The organism is Nocardia heshunensis, assembly GCF_054782115.1.
On the sequence record NZ_BAAGTC010000026.1, the window covers coordinates 149402 to 165978 of the forward strand.

At 67.6% G+C, this 16577-nt stretch carries 16 protein-coding genes; 11 read left to right on the top strand and 5 right to left on the bottom strand.

Annotation, left to right across the window (positions count from 1 at the left end; all coding sequences use genetic code 11):
- The first annotated feature begins 65 nt into the window (after nt 1-65).
- The 9 genes from ACYVN4_RS40735 to ACYVN4_RS40775 all read left to right on the top strand — a co-directional run bounded on the left by ACYVN4_RS40735 (nt 66) and on the right by ACYVN4_RS40775 (nt 7569).
- Nucleotides 66-347, top strand: a complete 282-nt coding sequence (locus ACYVN4_RS40735) for a hypothetical protein (RefSeq protein ID WP_460728849.1) — start codon at nt 66-68, stop codon at nt 345-347.
- A 21-nt stretch (nt 348-368) separates the two neighbouring features.
- Nucleotides 369-1904, top strand: a complete 1536-nt coding sequence (locus tag ACYVN4_RS40740; RefSeq protein WP_460728851.1) for a hypothetical protein — start codon at nt 369-371, stop codon at nt 1902-1904.
- Nucleotides 1905-1950: 46 nt separating this feature from the next.
- Nucleotides 1951-3822 (top strand): hypothetical protein, encoded by a 1872-nt coding sequence (locus tag ACYVN4_RS40745; RefSeq protein WP_460728853.1) that lies wholly within the window; start codon nt 1951-1953, stop codon nt 3820-3822.
- Between the two features lie 5 nt (nt 3823-3827).
- Nucleotides 3828-4610 carry an ESX secretion-associated protein EspG gene (locus ACYVN4_RS40750; protein ID WP_460728855.1) on the top strand — a complete coding sequence of 261 codons (783 nt, stop codon included), beginning with the start codon at nt 3828-3830 and terminating at the stop codon, nt 4608-4610.
- Complete coding sequence (locus ACYVN4_RS40755; protein ID WP_460728857.1) at nt 4603-4965, top strand: hypothetical protein; 363 nt, start codon at nt 4603-4605, stop codon at nt 4963-4965. Before ACYVN4_RS40750 ends, ACYVN4_RS40755 begins: the two co-directional genes overlap by 8 nt.
- Nucleotides 4966-5058: 93 nt before the next feature.
- Nucleotides 5059-5415, top strand: coding sequence for a toxin-antitoxin system YwqK family antitoxin (locus ACYVN4_RS40760; RefSeq protein WP_460728859.1), 357 nt, complete (start codon nt 5059-5061; stop codon nt 5413-5415).
- Between the two features lie 178 nt (nt 5416-5593).
- Nucleotides 5594-5911 (top strand): type VII secretion target, encoded by a 318-nt coding sequence (locus ACYVN4_RS40765; RefSeq protein WP_460728861.1) that lies wholly within the window; start codon nt 5594-5596, stop codon nt 5909-5911.
- Nucleotides 5912-5921: 10 nt separating this feature from the next.
- Nucleotides 5922-7175 carry a hypothetical protein gene (locus ACYVN4_RS40770; RefSeq protein ID WP_460728863.1) on the top strand — a complete coding sequence of 418 codons (1254 nt, stop codon included), beginning with the start codon at nt 5922-5924 and terminating at the stop codon, nt 7173-7175.
- Between the two features lie 76 nt (nt 7176-7251).
- Nucleotides 7252-7569 (top strand): PE family protein, encoded by a 318-nt coding sequence (locus ACYVN4_RS40775; protein ID WP_460728865.1) that lies wholly within the window; start codon nt 7252-7254, stop codon nt 7567-7569.
- A gap of 1 nt (nt 7570) precedes the next feature.
- Here ACYVN4_RS40775 and ACYVN4_RS40780 read toward each other — a convergent pair whose 3' ends face one another.
- Together ACYVN4_RS40780 and ACYVN4_RS40785 are read right to left on the bottom strand one after the other, a co-directional pair.
- Nucleotides 7571-8134 (bottom strand): suppressor of fused domain protein, encoded by a 564-nt coding sequence (locus ACYVN4_RS40780; RefSeq protein WP_460728867.1) that lies wholly within the window; start codon nt 8132-8134, stop codon nt 7571-7573.
- Between the two features lie 14 nt (nt 8135-8148).
- Nucleotides 8149-13005, bottom strand: a complete 4857-nt coding sequence (locus ACYVN4_RS40785) for a WXG100-like domain-containing protein (protein WP_460728869.1) — start codon at nt 13003-13005, stop codon at nt 8149-8151.
- A 148-nt stretch (nt 13006-13153) separates the two neighbouring features.
- Between ACYVN4_RS40785 and ACYVN4_RS40790 the strand changes: the two genes are divergently transcribed.
- Nucleotides 13154-13399, top strand: a complete 246-nt coding sequence (locus ACYVN4_RS40790) for a hypothetical protein (RefSeq protein ID WP_460728871.1) — start codon at nt 13154-13156, stop codon at nt 13397-13399.
- A gap of 1 nt (nt 13400) precedes the next feature.
- Here ACYVN4_RS40790 and ACYVN4_RS40795 read toward each other — a convergent pair whose 3' ends face one another.
- Entirely contained in the window at nt 13401-13919 is a 519-nt protein-coding gene (locus ACYVN4_RS40795; protein ID WP_460728873.1) for a YbaB/EbfC family nucleoid-associated protein, read from the bottom strand.
- Between the two features lie 12 nt (nt 13920-13931).
- Nucleotides 13932-14246 (bottom strand): WXG100 family type VII secretion target, encoded by a 315-nt coding sequence (locus ACYVN4_RS40800; RefSeq protein ID WP_460728875.1) that lies wholly within the window; start codon nt 14244-14246, stop codon nt 13932-13934.
- A gap of 167 nt (nt 14247-14413) precedes the next feature.
- Between ACYVN4_RS40800 and ACYVN4_RS40805 the strand changes: the two genes are divergently transcribed.
- Nucleotides 14414-14965: a hypothetical protein gene (locus ACYVN4_RS40805; protein ID WP_460728877.1), complete on the top strand. Its 552-nt coding sequence runs from the start codon at nt 14414-14416 to the stop codon at nt 14963-14965.
- A 7-nt stretch (nt 14966-14972) separates the two neighbouring features.
- Here the strand turns inward: ACYVN4_RS40805 and ACYVN4_RS40810 are convergent, their stop codons facing one another.
- On the bottom strand, nt 14973-16577 hold the full coding sequence (locus tag ACYVN4_RS40810; protein ID WP_460728878.1) for a hypothetical protein: 1605 nt from the start codon (nt 16575-16577) through the stop codon (nt 14973-14975).

Sequence of the window (16577 nt, forward strand, 5' to 3'; positions counted from 1 at the left end):
AACCGCACGGTCGTTTGCGATATGTGATGCTGGCGGTTGGTTTTCGAAACGGAGGAGGGTGGACGTTGCGCGGTAGCCGTCCGAGCGAGGAGCAGTTGCGTCACAATTTCGAGACCGCGCTTGCCGCCGCCCGGCAAGGTCTCGGTGTGCGCAGCGCGACCGGTCTCGACGCGTCGGTCAAGGACGCCCTGTGGGCGATCGCCCGCGCCCATCCCGAGATCCCGGACCCCATGGTCGCCGCCGCCGAGCGCGCCTTCGCAGGTCAGCTGGACGGCCGCAATGCCGACCGCTGGCGTGCCGAGATGTCCCGCCGGATCGCCGAATTCGGTTCGGCGACCGAGAGCTAGCGGCGCACAGGAGACAATCGCGTGACAGATTCGCACGAGAACATCGAAAACCCTTCCGATGCACCGCAACGGGCAGAAGAGGGCCCGGAGTTCGACAGCCTGGCCGCCGTCATCGGCGCCGAGGTCGTCGAGACGGATCCGGCACCCGACATCGGGTTCAGCATGACCGCGGCCGAACCCGATGTCCCGCAGCGGGCCCGTGCCCTGGCCCACCGGATCGCTCAGGATCTGCGCGATCAGGCCCCCGAAGGCTGGGCGCGAGTGCGAGCGTCCTTCGCCCTGACCGTGACCGGCCACCGTGCCCGGATCGAATACTCCGACCACCAACAGCGCCATGTGCAGCTGGCCGCGTGGCCCGCACTCCTCGCGCTGGTCGCCGAACATCGCGGTCTCTCGGCCGAGCTCGGTGACCCCTGGTGGCGGTTGGATCTGCAGTTGACCGAGGCCGGTGAGCTCGATGTCGACCACGATTACGGTGACGAGCCTTTCCCATCCGACCAGATGCTCGCCCCGCAGGACTATCTGGCCGACCTGCGGGCATACCCGCGCGAGACCCTGCCGACCTGGCTGGCCGCAATGCTGCGCCACGACGACCGTCAGTCCCGCACCCCGCAGCAGGCCGCGACCGCGGCCCGGGCCTACCGCGAATCCGGCTATATCCCAACCATTTCGACCGACGATTTCCCGAATCTTCCAGTGCTGTGGGCACGCTGGGCCGCCATCGCGGCCGCGTTCGTCGCGGTCGGCTCCGAGTGGGGTCCGCGGATCCTCCCGTCCTTCGGCTGGTTCGAGGGTTCCCGCCGGTCGGGTTCGTCGCTCTACCTGCTGCCGGGCGGCCGGGCCGTGCTGTCCGGAGGGGTCTGGAACGCACCGGAATTGGCGTCCGCCTACGACGACGGGACACCGCTGCCGGACCTGTACGCCGGTGCCCCCGAGTGGGTCGCCAACCCGGTGCTGAACACCCGGGCCAGCGGCGGAATGCTCACCTTCTGTTACTGGTGGGAGCGCGGCCGCTGGTATCGCGGCGCCTCCCCGGCGGCCGGAGAGCTCGCTCCCGCGGTGCCCGGCATCTGGACTACCGCCACGGTCACGGGTGTGATCTGTGACTTGATCGCAGTCGACCCCTCGGACGAGCAGCGTTCCGCGGTAGCCGAATTCGTGGCCGCCGCCGAGCGTCGCGATGTCACACGGGCCGTGCTGGAGGCGGCCTTCGAGCCGCGCGATGTGGATTCCGCCCACTACCAGTTGGCGATGGCCGGAGTGGCGCGCCTGGGACCGGAGCCCTTGCCCCAACCCGAGGCGCTGGACGCGGTCCGGCACCACCTGCGCACCGAGGATATCGACACCACCGCCTATCCGCTGGATCAGCTTCGGGCGGAACGCCTTCCGGTGGGCTGGATGGTCTACGTACCCACCGAGGGTGACGAGCCGGTGATCGATCGGGCGTTGTACTACGTCACCGACGACGGCGTCGTAGAGGCGACCACCTCCAGCATGCCCGCGTCGGTTTATCTTCCCGGTATGGAACAGCGCTTCCGCCAACGGCATTCGCAATGAGTGGCCGGTAGTCTTTCGATGCGATGGGCGAGTTGAGGAGCGGGGCATGACTGACGACAACCCCTGGGTGGAGCTGTCCCGGCAGGCGCACCACGGCGGATTGCATATCGAGCCCGGCATCGCGAAGGAGGCGGCGGGTTATGCCGCCGATGTCGTGTACGCCTTGACCGAGGCGAAGAAGAACACGAAACCGCTGACCGAGTACACCGGCTTCAGCAACAACAACAAGCTGCAGTCGGCCCTGAATCTGATGGACCGGTACAAGAAGCAAGGTGCGGCCGTCGACGGCATCATCGATCACCACGTGTCACTGCTGACCTCCCTGGCCGACACGCTGATCGCGGCCGGGAAGGTCTACGACAACCAGGACCAGGACTCGAAGGCGACCTTCAACAACCTGCTGGGTGCGGCGAAGGGGCACGTCGATGTCAAATCGCTGCCCAAGCCGAACACCACCGAAGTCCCGTATTGGTCCGGCAAGCCGCCCGGCACGGACGACCCGAACTACACGGACATGAACGCCGTAGCGCAGTACAACAACAAGGGGGGCGGCGACGGCCCGCTCGGCAGCGAGGACCCCGGCAGTCACCGCGGCCAGTGGTTCTTCGAGGTCCGTGACGGCATTGATGCGCACGCCGTGGCCGATTCCAGCAGCGCGTGGAAGACGTTGGCGGGCACGGTGGATGCGGCTTACGAGCAGCTCACCGAGCGCATGAAGAGGGTCCAGGAGAGCGGCAACTGGAGCGGAGACGGGGTGAAAGGCGCGATGACGGCCACTGCCCGTTTCGTCGCCGAATCGTCCGCGTTCACTACGGATCTCAAGGCGATGGCCGAGAGTGTCCTGTACTTCTCGGGCACGCTGTTCAACACCGTGACCGCCATGAATCTGCCGACGGCCTGGAACGAATCCTGGGCCAATACCGACACCGAGGTCCAGTACGCCAAGCAGGGCAAGGCCGCGTTCACCAGCTTCTATATCCCCGGTCTGGCCTTCGCGAGCTCCTCGGTCGCCACGCTGCACGACCCGACCGCGGCGCCGACACAGGACCCGTCGTGGTCGCCGCGTTCGGATTACACCGGGACCGGACCCGATTCGCGGTCCGGCGGTCCGCACGGCAAGGTCTCGCCGACCGGTTCGGGAACCACCGGTGATGCGGCCGCCAAGAAGCCGGGCGGCAAGACCGGTCCAGGGGGGAGCCACCCGGGCAAGGACGATCCGCACGACAAGGATCACAAGGACCCGAAGGACGCTCACGGCAAGGACACTCACGACAAGGACGGGAAGAACCCGGACGGTAAGGATCCGAGCGGCAAGGATCCGAATGGCAAGAACCCCGACGGCAAGAATCCGACCGGCAGCTCACCGAACGGCTCGAATTCCGATGGTGCCAACTCGAATTCGTCCAATCCGAGTTCCTCGTCGAGCTCCGGCGGGAGTTCGGCGATGTCGGGACTGCAGAGTGCGCTGCAGTCGCTGACGGGTTCGACATCGCAGAGCACCGATCAGAAGAAGTCGCAGGACCTGAAGGACGAGCTGAAGAACTCGCCGCTGACCAACCTGCTCGACGACCTGAAGAAGCCGCTGGGCGGTTCCCCCGGCGGCGGTGGTCCCGGTGGTTCCCCGGCCAAGTTGCCGGATGTGGCCAAGGCGGCCTCCCTCTTCCCGCGCGCGGCAGTCGCGACGGAGGCCTTGGAGGGCACCGTCACCGGTGTGGCCCGGGCGGGCGTGGCCGCCGGCGGAAGCAGCGCTTCCGGTATGGGCGGCGGTGGCATGGGTGGTATGGGCCACGGCGGCGGTGGTGCGCACGGCGGCCAGGGCAAGGAGCACAAGCGCCCCGAGTTCCTGGACTCCAACGAGTACCTGGACGAGGCCATGGGCAACGCGCCGATTGTCGCGAAGCCCGTGGTGGAGGGTTGAATCGGGTGCTTCGAACCTGGAAGTTCACCGATCTCGAGTTCCTGGCGTTATGGGAGGACCTCGGTGAGGAGTTCCTGCCGCGCCCGCTGACCTTTGTCAGTCGCACCCGGTGGTGGGACGACCATCTCGCAAACCTGACCCGTGCCCGTGAGAGCCTGCGCACCCGGGAGCTCGACTACACCGAGGTGCTGCATGCCCTGCTCATGCCGGAGGTGCGGGTCGAGGTACACGGCTGGGACGGCCGTGATCGGCTCTCGGCGTCGGCCAGCATTCGCCTGCTGGGCATCCGCTCCGGCGAGGCCGGATATCTGCTGGTCCAGCTGCCGGGCGAAACCTACGCACACAGTGGCGGTTTCACGCTCTCGGAGTTCTACGCCGAGGAGTTGGCCGAGCGGATCGTGGCGGCACTACCGGACACACCCGCGGGCCGGGAGTTCTCGGGGGATCTGGTGCTCGCCGAGACCGAGGACGTCGACGAGACCGACTACGACTTCGGCATGTCGCCCGCGCACGAAACTCTGGATGGCACCGTCATCACACGAGCCGCGGAATTCCTGGCCGCCCCCGCGCCGAGCACGGGCACAATCGATGTGGTGCAAGGGCGTTCGCTGTTCGGCCCGCGCGGCATCGCGCGCTATCGATGGCAGTGGCGCGATCTCGAGGACGATGGCCGGTACGTGGTGACCGGTGACCATCCGCCGGTGGCCGTTGCCGCCGACCGCCGCCGCATGATCACGACCCTGGACACCCACATCGCCGAGGTGGTGCAGGTGATGGCCGATGAGTGAGAGAGATGGCGAACCCGTGGCATCCCCGGACTTCCCGACCTTGTTCACCCTGTCCTCGCGGACCGGCTCGATCGTGGTGACCACCACGGAACAGGGTCTGCCCCGGGCGATCTCGGTGGAACGCGATCAGCTCCGCGGCGACCCCGAGTTGCTGGCGGCGGACATCTTGCGCCTCTGCCGCCAGTCCGCGGCCCGTGCGGGCACCGAGCGTCGTGCCCAGTTGGCGGCCGCCGGTTTGGCTCCCGAGCTATTGGCGCTGACCGGTCTGCCGACGGTGGCGGAGGTGACCCGTCAGGAGTATGCCGAGGAACAGGAGTACGAGACGGAACCAGACAGTTGGCTGCGCCCGATCTGAACCGAATCCGGAGACCGCGGCCGATCCGGTTACTGTATTCCCGTTCGACCGGACCCCTACGGGCTGTGTCATGACCTCGCGACGGAGTAGACGATGCGAATCAGCGGTGATCAGGTGGAGCTCGACGAAGACGGGTTCACCTGCTACCAGGGTGAGCCCTACACCGGTGAGGTCGAGAGGTTCGCGGACAACGGGCAACTGGTCCACCTCTACAACTACATCGACGGTGTCGAGAGCGGCCACCAGCAAGGGTGGTGGCCGGACGGCACCAAGCGGATCGAGGGCGTCACCGATATGGGTGTCGCGGTGGGGGAGTGGCAGTACTGGCATGCCAACGGCCGGCTGTCGGAGCGGGTGGTGCTGGATGAGCACGGCCGGGTGCTGGTCAGGCAGCGCTGGAACGCCGCCGGTGAGCAGACCATGGACAAGCACATTCGGCCCGCATCGTGATCCGCTGATGAGAACGCCGAATCGGACAGTGCGGCAACATCATCCGACACTTCCACGGTAACCTGCGGAATACCGGGTGTTCACCGTGCTGTTCGCCAGTTCGTGAAGTCTTCGCTATGCCGGGTGAATATCCGCTCTGTATAGTTCGATTCGAAATGATCTTCCTGATGGGGGTCTTATGAGCAACCTCGTTGCCACACCGGACGCGATTCGCGCCTACGGAGACGCGTCCGCCGCGATGGCCGGTACCGTCGCCGGCGCCGCCGCTGTCGACCAGGCCGTCACGGTCGCCGGGCTGGTCCCGGTCTTCGGCCTGATCGGTCAGGACTTCCTGCTGAGTTACGCGGGCGCGCAAGGCAATCACCTGTCCTCGGTGGCCGAGCTGGCCGCCGTGCACGCGGGCACCGCCGTCACCGCCTACGAGGCGGCCGCGGATTACGAGGCCACCGACTCGGCCTCGGGCGTCGACTTCGTGTCGCTCTCGCGGGACCTGTGAGGCGGGACCCGTGAGCACGCCCCTCGAGGGCTCGAGCGGGGCCGTCGCGGCCACGCCCACCGCGGCGAGCGGCCAGTCGGTGGCGGATGCCCTGCGCGACACCAACTTCGCACCCCTGCTGGACAGTCCGGTCGGCGATGTCCTGCAGACGCTCGGCCTGCCCGCGCTGCCGCAATTGCCGAGCATGCCCCCGCTGCCGGACATGCCGCCGTTGCCCACCCTGGATCTGACCGCGCTCACCAAGCCACTCACCGATCTGGCCTCCTCCTTCGGCACCGGGCAGCTCCAGGGCGTGGATGCCTCGCAGGTGCTCTCGGGCGTATCGAGCGCGCTGCAGCAGATCATGTCGATCGCGCAGTCGGTCATGTCGATGGCCAATTCGAACCAGTGGCAGGGTTCCGGCGCGACCGGCGCGGGTGAGAAGGGCGCCGAGGCGCAGAGCAACGCGGTCGAGCTCGGCGCTCAGAACGCGCACCAGAAGACGGTCATGGCGGGTGCGGCGACCTCGGTGGCCACCGGCGCGGCGACCATGTCGGCGATCATCACCAAGTTCGTCACCGGTGTCACGCTGGCCGCGCCGTTCATCGCGACCCCGCCCGGTCAGGCTTTCCTGTTGTCGCTGGCCACCGAAACCGGTGCGGAGGCCACCGCGAATGTGGCCAAGACGCGCACCGAGATGGCGGTGCACAGTGCCAATATGACCACCGCCGGACAAAAGGTGAAGGTCACCAACGCCCCGAAGGGCGTGGACGCGATGTCCCAGGTTTCGCAGCTGCTGGGCATGATCTCACCGATCAGCAGTGCGGCGAGCACCGGCGTGCAGCAGTTGCAGCAACTGCAGTCGATCAGCCAGGCCTCGGATGTGCAGCCGGTAGCGGATGCCGATCCGAGTGCCGCGCTGAAGGATTCGGCCGCGCTCGGTGGCGGCGGTGGCGGCGGTCTTGCCCCGATGGGCATGCCCGCCTCGACACCCGCGCCGCTGAGCCAGTTGTCGAACACCCGCAGCATGAGCGCGACCCCCACGGCCCCGATCCCCGTGCCCGCGCCGCTGCCCGCCACGGGTGGCGCCGGCATGGGCGGCGGCATGGTGCCGCCGATGGGCGCCATGGGCGGCGCGTCGGCGCAGGCCGGAGACGCCGACGAGGAAGTCAGCACGCAGCTGGTCACCGCCGAGCACGGCGACGAGGTCGTCGGCGAGCTGGGCTACACCGGCGTACCCGTGGTCGGCGCGTTCGGCACCAACGGCCCGCGCCCGGCACAGTGATCCGGTAGATCATGCGGAAACCCGGTCGGTGGATGTCGCTCCGACACGGTAGGATTCGCGCGGAAAGGGAGGGACAATGAGCGAATTCAACTTGGGCGGTGTGCGTTTCGACGCCGAGACGGTGCGGGCCGCCGCCGCCGACCTGGAAGCCATGGCCGACCGGCTGGAGACCGCACTGGGCGCGGACTCGCAGGCCCTCTCGGTGCCCGCCGCGGGCTCGGACAAGGTGTCGCTGGCCGCGGCCGACACACTCACCTCGGTCGGCGCCTCGTTCGTCACGCAGAGCGGTTCCGGCGTGGACGAACTGCGCAAACTGGCCGCGGTGGTGCGCAGCCAGGCCGATGCCTTCGGCCAGGTCGAGGTCGACAGCTCGACCGACTTCATGAACCTCTGAGCTACACCGTCGACCGGCGATGGATGTCGAGGATATCGGTTCGATTGAGCCAGAATACTTCGAACAATTTATCCTCGCCCTCGCCGGTCGCGAAGTCGATCTCGGGGCCGGTGATCGGCACCAGGGTGATCAGCTGTAAAGCCGGAGTGGTCGCTTCCGGGAAGAGGTTGAAGCCCTGGTCGAATGTCGGGTTCACGTGCGCGATGACCCCGACGATTTCGGTTCCCTCGACAATGGGCTGATCATTCTTGAATATCGACCCGTATTCCATGCCGCGGCGATTGCGAATGATCATGGATGCGATCGAGTCGACGAGATAATGGGCGATATGCTGCTGATCCGAGCGGAGTGAGCAGACCAATTCTTCGGGCAGCATCGAAGTGAGGCTCTGGAAGCGAAGCCCATTCGTCACCACGGTGGTGACGGGCGGCTCCTCGGTCTGATAGAACGTCAGGTCATAGCCGCGATTGCCATTATCGGTATTCGCGGATTCGACGGCCTGTACAGGTCCGAGACGTCGCTCGAGATGTTCGAGAAGTCCAGTGAATTGCGGGTCTTCCGGCATGGTGTATGAGCCTATCATCGTCGTGGATCGCCAAGTTTTCGCCTGCCCTTGATGATTCCGCTGTCATCCGGGGGTGCAGCGGGGATGGGCTTGATCGTTTCACCCGGGAACAGATGCCGATAGAGCTGGGGGTATTTACCGTAGCCGGGGTCTATCGATTCGTGCCCGTGGCCTTCGTTCTCCTCTTTCAGCTCGAGCCGGTAATGTCCCGGATCGTCGTATACTCGCTCGAATTGCTCGACGGTTCCTTCGTGGAGCAGGGCATATTCGCGTTGCCGCCAGTATTCGTAGTCCGGTAGATGGCCCATATGGGCTCTATTCGGCTCCGGAATGGTGAACTTGTCGTGCGGCGGACTCGGGGGAGTCTCGCCCCGCGTATACCAATCCGGTGGTGACGTTTTGGTGCGCTGACCGCCGACCACCTCATGAAACTGCGGGTGACCGTCGGATCCCGTGACGACGGGAATGGCTCTGCCGGATACGGCGCACTTGTATGTTCCGTCCGCGTTCATCTCGGTAGCCGAGTAGACGGCGTACTTGGTGGCCGCGGAGAACGACGGACGATCACCTTCGTAGATGTACTGCATGAATTTCTGGTCATCGCGAAGATGATCGGGTGTGTCCGGCGTCGGTTCGAGCGTGCCTTCCCGCTCGACCCAGGCGCCGTTCCCGTGGTCCGCGGCCGCGTCCCAGCGCAGGGGCGGTCCGGATTGGCCGCTCTTCAGCCGTGCCTCGTTGCCGCCGTAGAGGTAGTACTCCTCCGGGAGGGCATTCCGCCTGACATCCCGCTCGGCCGCGGTGATCGTGCCACCCGGATCGGGTGCGTGCACCGGGGTTTGGGGGTGCGCGTCGTGCGGCTCGTAGGCGATGACCATCCGGTGTTCGGGTACCGGCGGGATGATGCCCGCCATCCGCTCTCGGTTGAGGTTGTTGCTGGCCCCGGTGTCGATCGTGTAGTCGTAGTTGCGGAATCCGTTCCCGGGGAACGTGGTTTCCTCCACGATCCGGAACGGGTTGGTGCGGCCCTCGTACCGCTCCTTGATCGCCTGCCATAGGTCCGGGCCGGTGATGTGCCCGCGATACTTGGGCGGACCCTCGGTGTTCTCGGGCTTCGGATCCCACTGGACCTCCACGCGCCCACCCGGTTTCAGCGCTGTCTCGAGGCGTTCGGCCATGCCGTGGTAGTCGGAGGGGTCCAGGTGTGCGCTGACATTGTTGATGTAGACCCGCGCGACCTCACCGCCCGGTCCGTCGCCGAGCAGATGGCCGTTGGTGAGCAGATCGGCGAACACCATGACCGTGCCCGGTTCGGTGAGCGGACCGGGATCGAGGATGCCGAGATCGCGGCGACGCTGTGCCGCGCCGGGCATTTCGGACGCCAGCTCGGTCTTGAGGACCAGCCCGCCGTGGGACCGATCGACCTCGGGCGTGAGCTCGACCGCGTACGCGCCACGGCCGACACCCACGTCGATGGTGTGCCCGCCCTCGACCGCCGCGGGAACCGACGGCCGCAGGTCCCGGGGGATCGTGTCGTGATTCGGCCCGAAGCGGTTCTGCTCCAACGGAAGCCGATGCTGCGGCCGGGGACGGGGGAGGACTTCCACGGCCGAGTGCCCGTTGACCGGGTCGTGCAGCACGACCGTGTACTCGACGTTGAGCCCGTTCTCGGTGGCCCCGCGATTGGCCTGGTCGATGCCCTGTAGGAACTCGCCGAGGGTGGTCTCCCGGCCGTCGACGGTGAGGCGTCCGGTATTGGTGTCGAGCACGCCGGTGATGTGGTCCGGAGCCTCGGCCAGCGCCTGTGCGGCATCGTGCATGTGCTGGAAGCCGCTGTCGCCGATGGCATTACGGACCTCGGGCGTCATGTCCGGGTGCGCGCGGAAGTCCTCGATGGCCTGATGCAGCGCGTCCGCGCGCTGGCTCGGGGACAGTGCCGGATCGTTGATGATGTCGCTCAACGGATTCAGCGCGTCGTTCAGATCGTCCCAGGTCTTGCGTGCCGTCCGGGTCTCCGGATCGAAGATCGGGTCGAAGATTCGCCGCGAGAGTTCCTCGCGCATGCGGCCGTGCAGGCCTTGCTCCTCGGCGCGCAGGGTGTCAGGGGCGTGCGGTCCGGTGAGGTGCTGCCCGAGCTGGTCGAGATGGTCTCGCGTGCCCTGCTCGAAGGTGTGCTCGTCGAGCGAAGGGTCGAATTTCGGCCGGTGGCCGAGTATGTCGTGCTCCTCCAGCCCTATGCGCTGGGCGAGAGCCGAATTGTGGTCGTGCAGTAGCTGTTCGACTGTCGCTTTGTGCGCGGGGTCGTCGAATCCGAGCTGCCGGGTGAGGTCGCGTAGATCGTTGCGTAGTCGTGGGAGGACTTCCGCCTTCGCCGCCGGATCCATGACGGCCCGGTCGATATGCGCGGCCAGCACCTTCAGCTCGGCGAACCGGCCCGCGAGGTGCGGGGTCATCGCGTCGGGGCGATCCTCGCGCATATCCGGGCGGGAGATCGGAATGTCGTCTTCCTGCGCGAGCCGGATCTCGGCGAGCTCGTGCGCCACTGCCCGCACCACATCCTCGTTGCGGGCCCGCGGGGAGAGGTGGATGTCGTATCCGCCGCCTTCGCGCTCGTGGATCTGGGCGACATCGCGTTTGCCGCCGTCGGGTGGCGGCTCGGTGTCCGCGATCTTGATGCGGACCGTTTCCCCGTTGGGGAGCACGAACTCCCGCGTATCGCGATTGAACGCGACGTCCCCGGGGGTGATCAGGTGCAGGTTGTCGTCGATCTGACCGTCGACGTACTTCTGCTCGAGCGCCTTGCCGTCCGGGCGGGCGTCGCCGTGGAAGTCGCCGACCGGCGCGGCCGCGGGCACGCCGGATCTGCGGTTGTCGGACGGGCTTCGAGGGCTCTCGCCTTCGTGCGGGAAGTGCACGGGCACCGGCCCGGCATCGGGCAGGCCCGGATGCGGTGCGGTCTCGTGGTCGCCGGGTGCGTGTGGGTCGGTGCCGTCGTGCGCACCGGTGGTGCTGCCGGGCTCACCGGCGGTGCGGTCGATCGGGTGGGGGCGGGCGGCCTCGACGCCGGTTTTGGCGGCCTGGACGGGGTCGGTGCCGGACCGGATGGGCTTGTCGGTGGCGGCCGCGCGGGAGTCGGGCACGGGGCCAACGGGTTTGGGCGCGGTGCCGTCGGAAGGCCCGGCGGCGCGCAGATCGCGGGGGAGTGGCGCGGCCTTGGCGGGGTCGGCGGCCGGGCGGATATCGGCGGCCGGGCTGCCCGCATGCGTCGTGGCCGGGGTCGCGCCGGGGCTGGATCCGGGCGCGGTGCTGCCCGGACCGGTGGCCCGGCCGGGCTCGCCACCGGCACCGTTCTGCGCGGCCTGGGCGGGTGCACCGGAGTCGGCCGTCGAGATCGGCCCTGCCGCCGGACGATTCGGATCGGCGGCCGGATCGGCGTCCGGTCGCGACTCACCCGGGTGGCCGCCGGGATCGCCGGTGTGCGAGTCGCCCGCGGTGTGCCCGTCGCCGCCCGTGTGTCCGTCGCCCGTCGCGGTGGAATCGGGTGTGGCCGCGTGGGTGTCGGGGCTTCGTTGCGGGCCGGAATCCGCGGCGCCGGAGTCGTTCTGCGGATCGGCCTCGGGCCGCTCGCGCCGGGTGTCCACACCGCCCGGCGCTTGATTGTCGGCAGGCGGCGAGTCGTTGCCGTTGTGCTCCGCGGGCGGGGCGTGATCGGGGCTCCCGGCATCGGGCGAGCTGGTGGGATGCAGCGTCGGACCGCCGTCCCGTCCACCCTCGGGCGCGGCTCCGTTCGTGCTGCCGTCGGGCGCAGCCCCATTCGCGTGGCCGTCGGGCGCTGCTCCGTTGGCGCCGGGCTCGTCGAAGGTGCGGGTGCCGGTTGGCTCGGGCACGTGCATGCTGCCGTCGTGGGTCGGCACATCCATCGGGCCGTTGTGGTTGGTCAGCCCGACCGATCCGTACAACCCGCCGGGCGCGGCCCCTCCGAACGCGCCGCCGGTGAGCGACCGCGGATCCAGCTCCCAGTTCCCGTTGACCATCCCGTTGCCGAGCCACCCGGCCCCGGCTCCGCCCAGACCACCGGCGGCACCGGTGACCGCACCGTTGAACGCGCCGCGCCACCCGCCCATGTCGGTGGGCAGCGCCCGGTTCATGCCGAAGCCGACCGCACCGCCCGCCGCGCCCGAGAATGCCGACACGGCAGCGTTCTTCGCGATGGCGTTCCAGTCGTACCCGTGCCCGTGACCGTCCATGTTCTGGATGGTCTGCACCGCGAGCTCTTGGCCCACGCCCTGCACGGTCGAGATGACCGCGCCCTTGCCGACCTCGTAGATGGCCTTGACCACGATCTCTTTGAGTACCTGGTCGGTGATCCGATCCCCGATCAGCCGGGCGATGCGCCCTTCGAGCATCTCGCCCAGCGCGCGGAAGGCGGTCCGGCCCGCGATCAGCGCCTCGGATTCGAAGAAGCCCGCGAAGGGGCCGGTCGCGGCCGCCCAGGCGAGCTCGGCCAGCAGGAATCCGCCCGCGATATAGAAGTTGATCTTCGCGCCCTGGAGCGAATCACCCATCTGGTCGGCGGCCTTGGACAGCTGACGATAGTTGTCGCCGAACTCCTTGACCGACCCGTGCCCTGACCCGTCCCCGTCGCGCAGCGGCTTCAGCCAGGCGAGCGCCGATTCGCCGCCGACACCGTCCGGGTAGGCCTTCTTGATGTCGTCCATCAGGCCGGTCAGCTCGTCGATGAGCGCATCCGACTGTCCCGCAACCGCTTCCAGGTCGCGGGCCATCTGCCACATCCGGTCCTCGTTGCCGTGCGGCCACTCGGAACCCACCAGCCAGCTCAGCCATTCGAGCCAGGATGGAAATTCCAGCGCCACAGGCCACCTCACGCCGGTCGGTTCAGATCTTGGCGAGACCGACTGTGCCACACGGGAGCAGGTGAACTCAACACGAACGGGAAATGAGTTCGGAGTGGCCGGGCGGCTGCCACCGGGCGATGATAGGGTCCGGCCGAGAGGAGACCGCATGACGCCCGCTGAACCGGTGCGCACCGCCGAGACCGTCACTCCCGGCTACGTGCTGTGTTACGAGTGCGACGGCGAGGGCCGCTGCCCCCGCTGTCACGGCGAGGGCTGGCTCGACAACGCGGGCAAGAAGCGTAAATGCCCACTGTGCCATGCCCAGCGGGTATGCCCGATCTGCCGGGGCGAGGGCGAGCTGGCCATTTCCGACCTCTCGACGTACCAGCTCGGTTACTACCCGGAGCTCTGATTCACCAGCTGGAGTCGGTAGCTCCCTGATTCCGCCGCTCGGAATCCCAGTCGTCGAAGTCGACGGCATTGCTGAATCGCGGTGCGGGCTCGGTGAAGCTGGTCAGCCGCTCGCGCGAGTTGGGTGCCGAGACTGGGGCGGGCGGCGGGTCGAGGCGAGCCTGCTGCAGATCCGGCATTCCCTCGATCAGCTCCGACAGCTTCGGCATGGTGGCCCGCCGATCCCGCAACGGCTGCAACAGTTCCTGGGACTTCCTCGCGACATCCTGGGCAGCCCGCTGGGCGGCGGTGGTCACCGCCTTGGCGAGCTCGTCATGGCTGAGCTCGTGGAAATCTGCGGCGAACCGGGTGGCGATCACGACCCCGTCCGCGTTCACGGTGACGGTCACCCGGCCATTCGCGGCGCTGGCGGACGCCATGAGCTGCGCCCGCTGCTGTGAGGCCTCGGCGATCTCCCGCATCTGTGTGGTGAAGCCTTCGAGAATGGCGGCCACCGCGGCATCGCCCTTGTCACTGGACATCTGGAGCGCCGCCTATGCGAAGTTGTCGTGGTTGCCGTGCTCCATGGCGTCGAGATCCTTCGCCGATTTGTCGAGCCCCTGCTTCAGGTTGTCGAACGAGTTCGCCAGATTGTCGGTGCCGGTGGTCAGGTTGTCGCTACCGGTCACGAACCCCTTCGCGCCATTGGCGAACTTGCCGCCGAAATCATCGTCACCCCATGCCGATTCCCCGGGTGCGACGGCCGACCGCGCATCATGCGCCATGCGCTGCAAACGATCCCGAATCTCCTGTGCGATCCCCGCCGCGTTGCGCACCTGGTCCGGGTCCGCGTTCAATCTTCCCGCCATGACGCCCCTCGCGAGTCAGCCGATCGTCGAAGATCGACTGTCCCACGGCTATCCGGTGAACGCAACGTGAACAGTCTCGACCAACCCCCGTCGGGCCGGTCGCCGGAATTGTTCGTATCCTCGTGATCAGCCGGCGAGCCCATCGCCGAAACGGGGAAGGGACGGGCATGCCCGACACGTTGCCACTGGCACGCACCAACGCGGAAGCCCGCCTCTATGTCAGCTTGCAACCCTGCCCCACCTGCGGCGAAACGCGCTGCACCTTCCGCAGCTCCGTCATCACCGTCGACGATGTGCTGGCCAGCCGCTACGCCGGCGAATGCCCCGGTTGTGGCTCCCCCCGCACCTACGAATTCCGCCTCCCCGTCGAAATCCTCCCGCCACCCGCGAGCGCCGTCCGATTCGGTGCCGACAACCCCTCCGAACTGCTGGATCCCGGTGTGTGGCTCTGGTATTCCGACCTCTGCTCCCGCCAGGTCCCCGCCTCCACCACCGGCCTGGACGATCGCGGTATGCGCGCCGCCCGCCACGCCCTCGCCACCGCCCTGGCCGCAGTCGAGGAAACCCTCAAATTCATCCCCCCGACCTCCGACCGCATCCCGGAATCGGCCTTCACCTCCCCCGAAGGCCGAGCCACCTACACCCGCGAACCCGGCCGCTTCACCCGCCCGCGGCTGGAAGCTTTGCGCGACACCTACGCCGCCATCACCCTGGCCTGACCCCGCATCACCCGCCGGTGATCACCTTGATCGCCGCATCCTTGGCCGCCTCATCCACGTCCCCGACCCGGAATCCGCGACTCACGATGTGCTGCACCAACTCCGGCTCCGGCGTCAACCCGTGCTTGTTCAGATAGTGCGACACCGCCCCCGCCCAAACCCACACCCCATCCGTCCGGAACGTCAACGGCACATCCCGATCCGCCGGCGTGAACTCGTCCTGGTCGAAACTCCTCGCCGCCAGCACAATCGGCGCGGACTCCAAATAGGCCAGCACGGCCACCCGCGAATTCCCCTCCAGCTCGGGCCGATTCACCACCGGCCGCCCCTGGTCATCCTTCCCGTCATAAACCTTCGCCATCCTGGGCGGCTGCACCCGAGCGGGCTCCGGATCAATCCTGACCGTCGCCTCCACCCCCGGCCCGCCCTGCGCAGGCGCGAACGGATTCTGCACCATCGGATTCGGCCCGGACACGAACGGGTTGGGCGCGGGAGTCGGCTGTGCGAAAGGGTTGGGCGCAGGTGCCGATGGCGCGAAGGGATTGGGCGCGGCAGCCGCGGCCGCGAACGGATTGGGACCCGATGCGACGGGCTGGCCCACGGGTGCAAAAGGATTCGCCCTGGGAGCGGGCGCAAACCCTGGCGCATACCCCGCTCTCGGCTGAGCCGTCAGCCCCGGCCGCGCCAACTGCGCCACCAGCCCCGCGATGGTCGCGGCGAAGGCCAGCAGCAGGGTAGGCAGCGTCAGCCAGAACCCTTTACCCGCGTATTCCCAGAAGTTGAGCCCCATCAAGCCGAACGAGACGCTCAGGCCGCCGATCGCGTTCGCAACAATCAACGCGGCGGCAGCCCCACTCGCCGCCCGCACGGCCGGATTCCGAACACCGGCACCCGCCAGCAGTGCGATGGCCAGGGCGAGTACCGCGATCGATTCGAGGCCCAAAAGCGCACCGTTCCAGGGAACAGTGCCGTCCTCTGTGCGCCACACGGTTGTGAATTGGTCGCTTCTGGCCAGTGCGTAGCACGAACTTCCGAGGTTGAAGAGCGTCGCGAGGATGAGGAACACTCCCGCGGCCCGGTCCGCCGCCCCGCCACCGGCCATCCCACCGGGTGCTTGCGCCGCAACACGTTTCGACACCGCCGCGCTACGCAACCCGGTCACCAGCGCCGCGATGGCGACAACCGCTATCAGCGTCATGACCCAAAATCCAGCTCCCGGTGACTCGTCGAGAGCGAAACTGTGTGCAGCACCGGCCACATCTCCGGACGCATATTCCCAAGTCAGCCCGCCCCCGAACGCCGCCGCCCAGAACAACACACCGCGCCGAGTCCCCATCCCCACCGCGAGCAGTATTCCCACGACGCCGGCGACCACCATCATGAGCACATACGGCACCGCGTAGATACAGTCGGCAAGTCGGATGCCCCCACCATGCATCGAGGTCTTCCAGACGTACTCCTCGAACGTCCCGCTTCGCATCTGGTAGGTAGTGATCGGCAACCAGAACATCGCGAACGTCAACACCGCCACCGCGATCAGCAGGAACCCGGTGACTCGCCCGGCAACCTGCCCGGGCACACTCCCGCCGCCATCATTCCGCGTGTAAGCCAT

Bases quoted from the DNA above. Each gene is read 5' to 3' on its own strand.
- ACYVN4_RS40745 (WP_460728853.1), top strand. From the start codon at position 1,951: ATGACTGACGACAACCCCTGGGTGGAGCTGTCCCGGCAGGCGCACCAC.
- ACYVN4_RS40755 (WP_460728857.1), top strand. From the start codon at position 4,603: ATGAGTGAGAGAGATGGCGAACCCGTGGCATCCCCGGACTTCCCGACC.
- ACYVN4_RS40760 (WP_460728859.1), top strand. From the start codon at position 5,059: ATGCGAATCAGCGGTGATCAGGTGGAGCTCGACGAAGACGGGTTCACC.
- ACYVN4_RS40765 (WP_460728861.1), top strand. From the start codon at position 5,594: ATGAGCAACCTCGTTGCCACACCGGACGCGATTCGCGCCTACGGAGAC.
- ACYVN4_RS40775 (WP_460728865.1), top strand. From the start codon at position 7,252: ATGAGCGAATTCAACTTGGGCGGTGTGCGTTTCGACGCCGAGACGGTG.
- ACYVN4_RS40780 (WP_460728867.1), bottom strand. From the start codon at position 8,134: ATGCCGGAAGACCCGCAATTCACTGGACTTCTCGAACATCTCGAGCGA.
- ACYVN4_RS40790 (WP_460728871.1), top strand. From the start codon at position 13,154: ATGACGCCCGCTGAACCGGTGCGCACCGCCGAGACCGTCACTCCCGGC.
- ACYVN4_RS40795 (WP_460728873.1), bottom strand. From the start codon at position 13,919: ATGTCCAGTGACAAGGGCGATGCCGCGGTGGCCGCCATTCTCGAAGGC.
- ACYVN4_RS40800 (WP_460728875.1), bottom strand. From the start codon at position 14,246: ATGGCGGGAAGATTGAACGCGGACCCGGACCAGGTGCGCAACGCGGCG.
- ACYVN4_RS40805 (WP_460728877.1), top strand. From the start codon at position 14,414: ATGCCCGACACGTTGCCACTGGCACGCACCAACGCGGAAGCCCGCCTC.
- ACYVN4_RS40810 (WP_460728878.1), bottom strand. From the start codon at position 16,577: ATGGCTTACACGCGGAATGATGGCGGCGGGAGTGTGCCCGGGCAGGTT.